This is a genomic window from Aeribacillus composti, from assembly GCF_031760945.1.
GTDB classification, from domain to species: Bacteria; Bacillota; Bacilli; order Bacillales; family Aeribacillaceae; genus Aeribacillus; species Aeribacillus composti.
The window spans coordinates 1,064,304-1,076,867 of sequence record NZ_CP134501.1; the positions used below are offsets into that span (position 1 = coordinate 1,064,304).

The following is a 12,564-nucleotide window of genomic DNA, read 5'->3' on the forward strand; positions in this document are numbered from 1 at the left end:
ATATACATCAAAGAGGTGTTCAATATGCAAGGTTATCTTGTATTAGAAGATGGAACAGTTTTTGAAGGCAAGATGGATGAAATCGTGTCTCCTGTTAAAGGGGAACTCGTTTTTTATACAGGAATGACAGGATATCAAGAGGTGTTGACAGATCCTTCCTACAAAGATCAAATCGTCGTTTTTACGTATCCGCTTATTGGCAATTACGGCATCAATGATCAAGATTTTGAAAGCAAAAAGCCGCAGGTGAAAGGGGTCATCCTTTTTCAGCTGACTGAACACTATTCCCATTATAAAGCGAACCGTTCATTAAAAGACTATTTACAAAAATGGAATATTCCTTATTTAACAAATGTTGACACGAGAGCTGTTGTCAAACAAATCCGATCAAAAGGGACATTGCATGCGGTCATTTCAAAAGACAAACAATACGACTCTCAGGATAAGCTCTCCGATTTTCCGATTCGCGATGTTTCTGCAAGCGAAATCGAAACGTTTGGCAATGGTGCGACACACATTGCGCTAATTGATTTTGGATTTAAAAAATCGATTTTGAATTCTTTGCTGAAAAGAGGCTGTAAAGTTTCAGTCGTTCCGTTTCATCAAATGGAAAAAGTGTTTGAAATCAAGCCGCATGGCATCGTGCTGTCGAACGGACCGGGCGATCCAAAGCAAATGAAAAATTATTTTTCAACATTAAACCAATTGATGAAGCAATATCCGACGCTCGGGATTTGTTTAGGGAATCAGCTGATTGCCCTGTCGTTTGGCGGGAATACAACAAAGCTCAGATTCGGGCACCGCGGAGCAAACCATCCGGTAATTGATCAAAAAACAGGAAACGTATTTATTACATCACAAAACCACAGCTATGTGGTGGATAAAAAAAGCTTGGAAAAAACACCTCTTAAATTGCGATATACAAATGTCAATGACGGCTCAGTTGAAGGGCTTGAGCATGAAAAATTGAAAGTCATGTCTGTTCAATTTCATCCGGAAGCCCATCCAGGACCGGAAGATGCTAGTTTTATTTTTGATGAATTTTTAGACACATATGTAGCAGCAGGGAGAGAAAAAGTCTATGCCTAAAGATACATCATTAAACAAAATACTAGTGATCGGTTCAGGTCCGATCATTATCGGCCAAGCGGCGGAATTTGACTATTCTGGGACGCAGGGATGCTTGGCGTTAAAAGAAGAAGGATTTGAAGTTGTACTTGTTAACAACAATCCTGCAACGATTATGACCGATACGAAAATTGCCGATGCGGTCTATTCAGAGCCGCTTACGGTGGAAAGCATTGAAAAAATAATTGCAAAAGAACGTCCAGACGGCCTTTTGGCAACATTGGGGGGCCAGACGGCTTTAAATCTAGCTGTGGAGCTTGATCAGGCAGGGATTTTGCAAAAATACGGCTTGAAACTGCTCGGAACCTCGATCGAATCGATTCAAAAAGGGGAGGACCGGGAGCTATTTCGAAAGCTGATGATTGATTTGAACGAGCCGATCCCGGAAAGCAAAATTGTGGAGGATGTTCCGTCCGCCCTTCAATTTGCTGATGAAATTGGTTTTCCGATTATCATTCGTCCGGCTTATACGCTTGGCGGCAAAGGCGGAGGCATCGCCTACAACCGAGAAGAGTTTATTTCCATTGTCACAAATGGACTTAAAATGAGCCCAATCAATCAAGTGCTTGTGGAAAGAAGCATTGCCGGATTTAAGGAAATCGAATATGAAGTGATGCGCGATGCAAAAGGTACTTGTATTACCGTCTGCAATATGGAAAACATTGATCCAGTCGGAATTCATACCGGGGATTCGATCGTTGTTGCCCCATCTCAAACATTAACAGATGAAGAATATCAAATGCTCCGGCAGGCGGCTTTGAAAATCATCGATGCATTAAAGGTGGTCGGGGGCTGCAACATTCAGTTTGCACTTGACCCTGAAAGCAAGCAATATTACGTGATTGAGGTCAACCCTAGGGTAAGTCGCTCTTCCGCACTTGCTTCGAAAGCGACCGGTTACCCAATTGCCAGAATGGCTGCAAAGCTAGCTGTTGGCTACTCATTAGCGGAGCTGAAGAACCCGTTAACGATGTCGACATATGCCAGCTTTGAACCTGCACTTGACTATGTAGTTGTCAAATTTCCGCGCTGGCCGTTTGATAAATTTACAAAAGCAGATCGGAAGCTTGGAACAAAGATGAAAGCAACCGGCGAAGTGATGGCGATCGAACGGACGATGGAAGCCGCTCTGCAAAAAGCTGCGGAATCGTTGGAATTAAATAATATCGGCATTTATTTGCCTAAGCTTGTGAAAGAAGATACGTCAGCTCTTATTAACCGCCTCCAGCATGCAGATGATGAACGCTTTTTCATCTTAATGGAGCTGTTAAGAAGAGGAGTTTCTATAGATGAGCTTCACAGCCAGACAAAAATTGACTATTATTTCTTGCATGTTTTCAACCATCTAATTGAACTTGAAGGAAAAGCGAAAAAAGAAAAGCTGTCTCCAAGCCTTTTAAAAGAACTGAAATTTTTCGGTTTTTCCGACCGTTCGATTTCATATTGGCAAAAGACAGAAGAAAAAGAAATCCGAAAGCTCCGTAAAGAGTGGGGGATTAAAGCCATATTCAAAATGGTTGATACATGTGCAGCAGAATTTGAAGCGAGAACAAATTATTTCTATTCTACGTACGTTTTCGGTGAAAACGAAGCTGTCTCCACAAGAGGAAAGAAGAAGGCGCTTGTCATTGGTTCCGGCCCGATTCGCATCGGACAGGGAGTTGAGTTTGACTACAGTGCTGTTCACTGCATTCAAACATTGCAAAAGCTTGGATATGACGCGATCATGATCAACAATAATCCTGAGACGGTCAGCACTGATTATGAAACAGCGGATCGATTATATTTTGAGCCGTTAACAGTCGAGCATATATTAAATGTTGTTGAAAATGAAAACATTGACGTAACGCTCGTCCAATTTGGCGGCCAGACGGCGATCAACTTAGCGGAGAAGCTTGAAAAAGCAGGCGTGAAGCTGCTTGGTACAACTTCTGAGCTTCTGGACATATTGGAGGATCGAGAAAGATTTTATCAGCTATTAGACGAAACGAATATCCCGCACATTCAAGGAGCAATGGCACATACAAAAGAGGAGGCGATATCGGAAGCGAAAAAGCTGCGGTATCCGATCCTGTTAAGACCTTCATATGTTATTGGCGGAAAAGGCATGGTGAAGGTAAAAAATCAAGAAGAGCTGCTTTCGTTAGTGGAGCAGACGGACGAAAATCATTTTCCTCTTCTTTTAGATGAATTCCTTTTTGGTCAGGAAGCGGAGGTTGATTTAATAGCTGACGGGAAAAATGTGTTTATTCCGGGATTTATGGAGCATATCGAGCCCGCTGGTGTTCATTCTGGCGATAGTTATGCGATTTTTCCAGCTGTGTCGTTGTCAAAAGAAATAAAAGAAAAAATGACCGACTATGCGGAAAGAATGGTTCAACATTTGCAATATAAAGGCATTATGAACATTCAATTTTTAATTGATGGTCAGGACGTTTATGTGCTGGAAGTGAATCCGCGTGCGAGCCGGACTGTGCCGATCGTCAGCAAAGTTGCCGGAGTGCCGTTAGTAGATCTTGCGACAACCATTTTAACCGGAAAAATGTTAACTGACTTACATCCTCAAATAGCAGCCCATGAATATGTGGCTATTAAATATCCGGTATTTTCAACGCACGCCCATTCAGATGTCGATATGAAACTAGGTCCGGAAATGAAATCGACGGGCGAAGGAATGTGTGTCGGCAAATCTGTTGAGGAAGCGATGCGGAAGGTATTCGATCATTTATTTCCAATTCATTCGGACGGTATTTTTGTGGATGGAGATAAGAAAGATGATGTACTCGATTATATAAAACCGGTAACGGATAATTTTGAAAGTTGGCTTGAGAAAAAAGAAGCGGTGCTTTATTATAATCCGGAAGAAAACGATCAGGCAAAGGCAAGACGACAAAAAGCGCTTGAACGAGGAATTATGGTATTGACGGAAGAAGCATCATTTCAGGCATTTTTAAGTGCACTAACAGTTAGCAAATACACGCCTATTTCTTTACATGAACTGTCAGATAAAGGAGTCGAAATGAGTTTATGAGTACACTTAAAGGTCGTAACGTTTTAAAGCTGCTTGATTTTACATCAGAAGAAATTCAATATTTGCTCGAGGAAGCATTGAAATTAAAGCAAAACCCGCTATCAAACGTCCTTCATGGGAAAACGCTGGCGATGATTTTCGAAAAATCATCCACTCGAACTCGTGTCTCCTTTGAAGTAGGAATGCTGCAATTAGGGGGACATGCGCTTGCTCTTTCTTCAAAAGAGCTTCAGCTCGGGCGCGGTGAGACAATCGCTGATACAGCGAGAGTATTGTCGCGATATGTGGATGCCATTCTTCTCCGCACAACTGACCATAATCGGGTCAAAGAGCTTGCCGAATATGCAACTGTCCCTGTCATCAATGGTTTGTGCGACTTGTACCATCCTTGCCAAGCGTTAGCTGATTTATTGACAATTTATGAGCTGAAAGGCAAATTTTCAGGCGTAAAAGTCGTTTATGTTGGCGACGGCAACAATGTCGCCCACTCCCTTATGGTTGGCTGCGCAAAAGTTGGCGCTCATTTTACGATCGCAGCCCCAGAAGGCTATGAGCCAAATGAAAGCATTTTGAAACAGGCGAAAGAAATTGCTGGCGAAACGGGCGGGAAAGTCGAATTAATTCATAATCCAGACGAAGCGGTTCAGGATGCTGATATTATTTATACGGACGTTTGGGTCAGCATGGGACAGGAAGAAGAAACAGAAGCAAGAATGAAAGCATTTAAACCGTTTCAAGTAAATCAATCCTTGCTGGCAAAAGCAAAACGAGATGCAAGCTTCCTTCACTGCCTGCCGGCTGCGCGCGGTTTGGAAGTGACAGATGAAGTGATGGACGGAAGCCAATCAGCGGTATTTTTGCAGGCCGAAAACCGCCTTCATGCGCAAAAAGCAATTTTAAAAGAAATTATGGCTTAACAAGATCTTTCGTTGATAAAGCAGGATGATCTCCTGCTTTTTTTCTTTTGAAACCGGGGCGAAAGGTTTTACTCTACTGCATGTATATCCAGACAAAAAAGAACGACAGGTGAGACGATTTTGGGAATAATTGTAAATAATGATTCTCACAGAAACAGTAAAAAGAGCTTTTGACCCAGCATTCGGTGCTTGCACGCTTAAACGATTTTTTCAAAAGGATGCCATATGCAGTGAGTTCGATTTTGGGCGTTGAGTAAAGTTTCGAAGTACATCACATAATGAAAATTATCAAAGGTGTTTCTGTCTATACATGAAAAATCTTCTGATAGCCAACAATAATGTCCAAGGAGGGATGATTCATGGGTCAAAATCGTCAATTCAGGCCTGGTCAAAAAGCACCTAACAACGGAATTTACATCGAAGTCGGCGAGACCGGATCGATGGTGGTCGATCCCAAAAAGGTTGAACTCAAAGCAGGAGATCGATTCCCCGAAACATCCAACCATAATCGGGTTTGGACCTATAAGCGCAAGCCGTAATATTTCGAACAACGCTAAGCCATTCGGAAAACGAATGGCTTTACTTGATTTATAAAGAAGTTATAATAAAATTAAAGGTCAAAAAAAGTCAAAATAGGGGCGTTTCGGTATGGATGTAAATCAATTCACGGAGAAGCTGCAAAAAGGTCTGGTAGAAGCTCAAAAAATCGCAAAAGAACATGAACATCAAGAAGTGGATGAATTTCATATTTTACTTGCTTTTCTGCGGCAGTCTGACGGGATTTTTCCAAGAATTTTAGAAAAACTTAAATGTCCTGTACAACAAATTGAGTCAGCGATCAACGTGTATTTACAAAAAAAGCCGAAAATATCTGTTCACGGAAACGGTGAGGTAAATATTTATATTTCCCGTACTCTTTCAGAAGCTTTTGCAAAAGCGGACGAAATAAGGAAAGATTTTCAAGATGATTATTTATCAGTTGAACATATTATATTGGCATTTTCCGAATCGAGCTCAAAAGAAGTGAGAGAGCTTTTTCAGCAATATCACTTAACAAAAGCTGCCATATTGAAAGTGTTAAAGGAAATAAGGGGGAATGCTCGGGTGACATCACCTAATCCAGAAAGCACTTATGAAGTATTGGAGAAATACGGCCGTGATTTAGTTAAAGAGGTGAAAGAAGGAAAAATTGACCCTGTCATTGGCCGTGATCAAGAAATTCGGCGCGTGATCCGAATTTTATCAAGAAAAACGAAAAACAACCCGGTGTTAATCGGTGAACCAGGGGTTGGAAAAACAGCGATCGTGGAAGGATTAGCCCATCGGATTGTACGAAAAGATGTACCGGAGGGATTAAAAGATAAAACAATATTTGCTTTAGATATGAGCTCGCTCATTGCGGGAGCCAAGTTTCGCGGAGAATTTGAAGAAAGATTAAAAGCCGTTTTGCAAGAAATCAAAAAGAGCGATGGACGGATTATTTTATTTATTGATGAATTGCACACAATAGTCGGGGCCGGCAAAACAGAAGGAGCGATGGATGCCGGCAACATGTTAAAGCCGATGCTTGCGAGAGGTGAGCTGCACTGCATAGGAGCAACGACACTTGATGAACATCGCAAGTATATTGAAAAAGATCCGGCGCTTGAGCGGCGTTTTCAACAGGTGCTTGTGAGCGAACCGTCTGTGGAAGACACGATTTCTATTTTACGAGGACTAAAAGAACGGTTTGAAATCCATCATGGAGTCAAAATTCATGATTCGGCGATTGTAGCTGCGAGTGAGCTCTCGCACCGCTATATTACAGAACGCTTCCTGCCTGATAAAGCGATTGATTTAATCGATGAAGCATGCGCGATGATCCGCACGGAAATAGATTCAATGCCGACAGAACTTGATGAAGTGACGAGAAGGATTATGCAGCTTGAAATTGAAGAGGCTGCATTGAAAAAAGAAACGGATGACATCAGCCGAATCAGATTGGAAGAGTTGCAAAAGGAACTTGCAAATTTAAAAGAGAAAGCAAATGAAATGAAGGCGAAATGGCAGCTTGAAGTCGAAGGTATTCAACAGCTTAGAAGCTTGAGGGAAGAGCTGGAAAAAGCACGCAGAGATTTAGCTGATGCTGAAGATGAATACGATTTAAACAAAGCGGCTGAGCTGCGCCATGGAAAAATTCCGGCGCTGGAAAAACAAATCAAACAGTTGGAAGAAGAAATGAAGCAGAAAGAGGAAAACAAGATGCTTCGCGAGGAAGTAACAGAAGAGGAAATTGCCGGTATTGTGTCAAGATGGACTGGCATTCCGGTAGCAAAGCTTGTACAAGGGGAAAGAGAAAAGCTTCTGAAGCTTGAACAAATATTAAAAGAAAGGGTCATCGGGCAAGACGATGCAGTTGAATTAGTATCGGATGCAGTTTTGCGTGCGCGGGCAGGCATAAAAGATCCGAACAGGCCGATTGGCTCCTTCCTCTTTTTAGGTCCGACAGGGGTCGGGAAAACGGAGCTGGCGAAAGCATTGGCAGAAGCGCTTTTTGACAGCGAGGACGAAATAGTCCGCATTGATATGTCGGAGTATATGGAAAAACATTCTGTCTCAAGGCTGATCGGCGCACCTCCGGGTTATGTCGGATATGAAGAAGGAGGACAGCTGACGGAAAAAGTTCGGAGACATCCGTACTCGGTTATATTACTGGACGAAATCGAAAAGGCTCACCCAGAAGTGTTTAACATATTGCTGCAAATGCTTGATGACGGCAGGGTGACCGATTCGAAAGGAAGAACAGTTGATTTTAAAAATACAGTGATCATTATGACATCCAACATCGGTTCTCAGCATTTGCTCTCCGGTTTAAATGATCAGGGGGAAATAACAGACGAAGCGAAAAAGAAAGTTCTTGATGAGCTCTCCATGCATTTCCGGCCAGAATTTTTAAACCGGATTGATGACACGATCCTGTTCAAGCCTTTAACAATGAACGAAGTAAAGGGAATAGTAGAAAAACTTTTAAAAGAGCTTCAAGCGCGCCTATCCCATAAACAACTTACACTAAAGATTACAGATGAAGCGAAGGAATTCATTGCAAAAAGAGGATTTGATCCTGTATTTGGTGCACGGCCGCTGAAACGGTTTATTCAAAAGCATGTAGAGACAAAACTTGCGAAAGCGGTTATTGCTGGAACCGTTCATGATCGTGACCAAGTTCTGTTAGGGGTAGAAAATGAAGAAATTGTTATAAAAACGGATTTGCATGCTCATGAGAAGAGCGGAGCAGCAAAATTAGAATAGCTATAAATGGATATTAAAACCCTTCTCAATCGAGGAGGGGTCTTTTTTTGTGCGGACCATGTAGACATAGGAAACTGTGTTCTGGCGGCGGGGAATCTGATTCGGAGACTAAAAACAGGGCGAGATTCCTATCAGGCTAGTTTCATGGGGAGTTTGCACAACTAAGCAAAGCCTAATTCTGCCTAAAAGACTAGAAAACTATAATTGGAAAAGTGTAGTGATTTATAAGTTTTTTCCGCCAATCTTAGTTGTGCTGACGTATACGTAACAGCTTCATGTAAATTTGCTAGGCTGAAATCTTAAATATACTGACGTATAGTTAACTGGTAAGGGTCTGTCCAAAGACAAATCTCCATTGAAAACAAAAAATCACAGGGGATGTCTTAAGCCCAAAAATGACTTACTTAGACTATCCCCTTTTTTTTGAATTTGTCTATATTATGACGTAACAAGTGAGGCTTCGCCGATAGCAGCAGGCATCTAATCGCTGATTTTCGTTATAAATAAAAAGAAATTGGCAATTCGCCAATTTCGACAAATTCTTAATGCTCTTTTGAAGGTTCAGCCGGAATTAACTCCCCAATTATAAAGAGAAGTACGGTAAAAACAACAGAGATTATAATTGCTGTTGAAAAATGGAATGCAGAGCCTGTCATGGAAGAAACAACATAGCTGGCCATGTTGACAAGCAAAAACGTCCAAAAAAATGTTGCGAAATATCTCATTATCTTCACCTCGTTTATTCCTGTCTTTACTTATATTATCATACAACATTTTTCATGAAAACGGTTGTTTCGCGATTTTTTTGCGAGCCTTTTTGACATTTCGTACATACATTATAAAAGGTCATCGATGGAAAGGTGGTGGGCAAATGGAAGGTGTTTCGGAAAGATTTTTTCAAATTGAAAACGAGTGGAATGTCATTCATCTTCCGGAAAAGCCGAACGGATTCGGCATCTTGATCATTGGCGATCGAACCCATTTTGTTGAAAATGGTTCAAGCTACTGGTTGGAGCATTACGGGCGGCGTCAGCTGATCAATACGTTAAAAAGCTGCGGATATACATTGTTTCATTCCAATCTTTACGGACGCCATTGGGGCAGCTCTCACGCCGTTTTGTTGGCAAAACAGCTTTATCATCTTGTCATGAAACAAGAAATTTTAAATAAAAAAATCCATATACTGTCTGAAGGTATAGGAGCACTCGTTGCGCTGCAGTTGATGGAAGAGATGCCAAATTCCATCCGTTCATCGGTGATGATCAATCCTTGTTTGGACATAAAAGCCCAAATAGCGGAAGAGAAAAAGAATAAATTTTTTTACAAACAAATGATAAAAGAACTATCAAAAGCTTACCAATTAGATGAAAAAGCTGTCACCCATTATCCCTTTGTCCGTATACAAGACTTTGTATCAAAAATACCTGTAGGCATCTGGCAGAAAATGAACGGGGGAAGCTATTCCTATAAAATTCATGGAAAAAAATATGAGGAATGGAGAAAGCAGCTGAAAGCTCCAATTCAATTCACATTTTATTTCCAGGAAAATATAAATCGGATCCATGATATGATAAGAAGTTTTTACAAAGAGCATGAAAGAATCTTATAGAAATGGAATTGAGGCCTGGGCGAAAATGCTCAATAAGTGAGCAGGCTGCCCCCTTTTTGTTTGAAAAGGGCATTGGACTAATCTCTTCTTTTTTCGCATACGATACAATAATAGTTTTTTCATAAAGGAGGTTTTCAAAATGTCAACTGCCTTAAAGCAGTGTAAACATATTTTAATTGTTGGGGTTCATCAATTTGAAGGCTTTCATATATGTTCAAAACTGGTAGAGGAAGGATTACTAGTCGATGGAGTGGTAATCGTTCCTAAAAATCCGTTGCAAAAAAAAATATGCGAAGAAGAAATGATGTGGCTCGGGCGGAACGCACATTTTCATTTATTGGAAGAAGACAGCTGGATAGAGGATGCTTCCAAAAAGCAATATGATTTGATTTATTATTGTCAAACAGATCATCAACCGATAGACGATGAAGCTGAAAAACACCGATTGGAAAAAACGGTCGAAATCGCATCCCTCAAGCAGACTCCGATTATTTTTATATTTTCTCTTGAAGGAGAAAATCCGCTGGAATATAGGGATGAAGAAATTGACAGCTGGATGCAGCAAATAGGACAAAAATGGACTTTCCCTTATTTATTTGTTTATCTTCCAACCGTTTTCGGACCTTGGCAGCCGCTAGGCCATTGGATTTCGAACAGTTTGTTGGAATGTACAGGCATCAGCCGTTCCAAGACGAATGCGAATGAAAAAATTGTCATTCGTGACATTCTTCATATTGATGAAATAGTTCCGGTGTTAACAGAATTTGACGAAGATTTGTTTGCGAAAAAAACAATTTACTTGATTTCCGACGACAAAGAGCGCATCAAGAAGGTGATGAGCTTTTTTGACATTTTTCATTACATTTACAAGCCTATATCGAAAAGCGAACATCATTTAGTTGTTCCAAAGACGGTCGAAAACATTGAAAAGAGTTTGCAAGAATTAAAAGATTTTTTCCTGCAAAATACACGCAGACTTTATACCTAAATATAAAATTTCTTTACTTCATTGACGGCGTATAGCAAAATAAAAGAGGAATGAAGTGAAACGTGAAAATTTTAGTACTAAATATACATCGTGTTAAAGAGGAAGCTTCCTAGAGAAACGCCTCATAAGCTATATTTCGTGACAATCAAATTGACCGTAAATTCAAAAGATCGTTTTGAACTTAGCTGAGATCGATATGTAATCATTTCGATTATTGAGAAACCTCACCATTTCAATGATGATGCAGTTCACTGGTTTAAAGGAGTTGCTTGGTATGTATAAAAAAATGTTTGTGATCATTTTTATTTTATTATTTCTCGTTGGCTGCGGACAAGCATCAGAAAAAGGAAAACTGAAAAAGGTGGGTTTGCTCGTTCCTGAAACGATTAATGATCAAGTTTGGGGGACAAAAGGGTATAAAGGGCTGTTAAAAATTCAGTCTGAGCTGAATGTAGATGTTTTTTATAAAGAAGGAATGAATTCCGAAGCGGCGGTGAGGGAGGCGGTCGAAGAATTTCACGGAAAGGGAGTTAATTTAATTATCGGGCACGGTCACGAATATGAGGGTTTTTTTAGAGATTTGCTGGATCAATATCCAGATATTCATTTCGTTTTTTTTAATGGTGATGCAAAAGGCCCGAATGCCACAAGTTTAAATTTTGAGGCGCATGCCATGGGCTTTTTCGCAGGAATGGTGGCAGCACATATGACAAAAACAAACGAAATCGGAATTATTGCCGCTTTTGAGTGGCAGCCTGAAGTGGAGGGGTTTTATCAAGGGGCGCAATTTGAAAATCCAAACGTAACCATTCACATTGAATATGTCCAAGGGTTTGATCATGTTGACTTGGCGCTTGAGAAGCTCGATAAGCTTGTCGCAGAAAATGTAGATGTTGTTTATCCGGCAGGCGACAGATACAACGTGCCAGTGATCGAAAAAGTGAAGGAAAAAGGAATATATTCAATTGGCTTTGTTTCAGATCAAAGTGATTTGGGCGAACAAATGGTTTTAACAAGCACAGTACAGCATGTGGATGAGTTGTATTTATTAGTCGCAAAAAAATTTATAAAAGGCGAACTGGAAAGCGGGAATTTATATTTTGATTTTCAAGATGGTGTGATTGATTTAGGGAAGTTCAGCCCTCTAGTAGATAAAGAATTTAAAAATAAAGTTTTAAAATATGTGGAAGAATATAAGAAAACAGGGAAATTGCCTAACGAATAATGCTATGGTGAGATAAATAAAATAAAAATTTTGGGGGATGGTTGAATTCATCCCCTTAATTTTTAAATAGTTTTTTAATTTGATTGACGAACGGCTTTATTTCTTTAATAATTGGCTTCAGCTCAGATAATTTTGTCACAATATCATCGACTTGCTCAAAAATTTTTTGATAGTCTGATTGCTCGTTTTGCTCGTTTTTTTCGGAAGTTTTTTCAGAATGAACCGGAAGCTGCCGGCCGAACATAAATTGGGTAAAAAAATCGGGTTCTGGTGCTTCTGCTTTCTCTTTTTCATCTTCCTGCCGCTCGTTTACGTTTTCATCACTCATTCCCGTTTCACCTTCCGTTCTTTTTTCCTTTTCATCCTATTTTATGAAAC

10 protein-coding genes are annotated in these 12,564 nt (G+C 40.4%); 8 read left to right on the forward strand and 2 right to left on the reverse strand.

The window, feature by feature from the left end:
* Positions 1-24 precede the first annotated feature (24 nt).
* The 5 genes from RI196_RS05375 to clpB all read left to right on the forward strand — a co-directional run bounded on the left by RI196_RS05375 (position 25) and on the right by clpB (position 8,364).
* Entirely contained in the window at positions 25-1,089 is a 1,065-nt protein-coding gene (locus RI196_RS05375) for a carbamoyl phosphate synthase small subunit (RefSeq protein ID WP_063387018.1), read from the forward strand.
* Positions 1,082-4,159, forward strand: a complete 3,078-nt coding sequence (carB, locus tag RI196_RS05380) for a carbamoyl-phosphate synthase (glutamine-hydrolyzing) large subunit (RefSeq protein WP_144596630.1) — start codon at positions 1,082-1,084, stop codon at positions 4,157-4,159. The genes RI196_RS05375 and carB overlap by 8 nt, the downstream gene beginning before the upstream one ends.
* Positions 4,156-5,076: an ornithine carbamoyltransferase gene (gene argF, locus RI196_RS05385; RefSeq protein ID WP_066248375.1), complete on the forward strand. Its 921-nt coding sequence runs from the start codon at positions 4,156-4,158 to the stop codon at positions 5,074-5,076. The genes carB and argF overlap by 4 nt, the downstream gene beginning before the upstream one ends.
* A gap of 359 nt (positions 5,077-5,435) precedes the next feature.
* Complete coding sequence (locus RI196_RS05390) at positions 5,436-5,615, forward strand: YjzC family protein (protein ID WP_063387015.1); 180 nt, start codon at positions 5,436-5,438, stop codon at positions 5,613-5,615.
* 109 nt (positions 5,616-5,724) lie between these two features.
* Entirely contained in the window at positions 5,725-8,364 is a 2,640-nt protein-coding gene (gene clpB, locus RI196_RS05395; RefSeq protein WP_311067035.1) for an ATP-dependent chaperone ClpB, read from the forward strand.
* A 542-nt stretch (positions 8,365-8,906) separates the two neighbouring features.
* Here clpB and RI196_RS05400 read toward each other — a convergent pair.
* A complete protein-coding gene (locus RI196_RS05400) occupies positions 8,907-9,089 on the reverse strand; it encodes a YjzD family protein (protein ID WP_311067036.1) in 183 nt (60 codons plus the stop codon).
* A 146-nt stretch (positions 9,090-9,235) separates the two neighbouring features.
* Between RI196_RS05400 and RI196_RS05405 the strand changes: the two genes are divergently transcribed.
* The 3 genes from RI196_RS05405 to RI196_RS05415 all read left to right on the forward strand — a co-directional run bounded on the left by RI196_RS05405 (position 9,236) and on the right by RI196_RS05415 (position 12,186).
* Positions 9,236-9,973 (forward strand): hypothetical protein, encoded by a 738-nt coding sequence (locus RI196_RS05405; protein WP_311067038.1) that lies wholly within the window; start codon positions 9,236-9,238, stop codon positions 9,971-9,973.
* Between the two features lie 139 nt (positions 9,974-10,112).
* Complete coding sequence (locus RI196_RS05410) at positions 10,113-10,961, forward strand: NAD(P)-dependent oxidoreductase (RefSeq protein WP_063387011.1); 849 nt, start codon at positions 10,113-10,115, stop codon at positions 10,959-10,961.
* 274 nt (positions 10,962-11,235) lie between these two features.
* Positions 11,236-12,186: a BMP family ABC transporter substrate-binding protein gene (locus RI196_RS05415; RefSeq protein ID WP_066248363.1), complete on the forward strand. Its 951-nt coding sequence runs from the start codon at positions 11,236-11,238 to the stop codon at positions 12,184-12,186.
* A gap of 55 nt (positions 12,187-12,241) precedes the next feature.
* Here the strand turns inward: RI196_RS05415 and RI196_RS05420 are convergent, their stop codons facing one another.
* Positions 12,242-12,514: a hypothetical protein gene (locus RI196_RS05420; RefSeq protein ID WP_063387009.1), complete on the reverse strand. Its 273-nt coding sequence runs from the start codon at positions 12,512-12,514 to the stop codon at positions 12,242-12,244.
* Positions 12,515-12,564 lie beyond the last annotated feature (50 nt).

Bases quoted from the DNA above. Each gene is read 5' to 3' on its own strand.
- RI196_RS05375 (WP_063387018.1), top strand. From the start codon at position 25: ATGCAAGGTTATCTTGTATTAGAAGATGGAACAGTTTTTGAAGGCAAG.
- carB (WP_144596630.1), top strand. From the start codon at position 1,082: ATGCCTAAAGATACATCATTAAACAAAATACTAGTGATCGGTTCAGGT.
- argF (WP_066248375.1), top strand. From the start codon at position 4,156: ATGAGTACACTTAAAGGTCGTAACGTTTTAAAGCTGCTTGATTTTACA.
- RI196_RS05390 (WP_063387015.1), top strand. From the start codon at position 5,436: ATGGGTCAAAATCGTCAATTCAGGCCTGGTCAAAAAGCACCTAACAAC.
- clpB (WP_311067035.1), top strand. From the start codon at position 5,725: ATGGATGTAAATCAATTCACGGAGAAGCTGCAAAAAGGTCTGGTAGAA.
- RI196_RS05400 (WP_311067036.1), bottom strand. From the start codon at position 9,089: ATGAGATATTTCGCAACATTTTTTTGGACGTTTTTGCTTGTCAACATG.
- RI196_RS05405 (WP_311067038.1), top strand. From the start codon at position 9,236: ATGGAAGGTGTTTCGGAAAGATTTTTTCAAATTGAAAACGAGTGGAAT.
- RI196_RS05410 (WP_063387011.1), top strand. From the start codon at position 10,113: ATGTCAACTGCCTTAAAGCAGTGTAAACATATTTTAATTGTTGGGGTT.
- RI196_RS05415 (WP_066248363.1), top strand. From the start codon at position 11,236: ATGTATAAAAAAATGTTTGTGATCATTTTTATTTTATTATTTCTCGTT.
- RI196_RS05420 (WP_063387009.1), bottom strand. From the start codon at position 12,514: ATGAGTGATGAAAACGTAAACGAGCGGCAGGAAGATGAAAAAGAGAAA.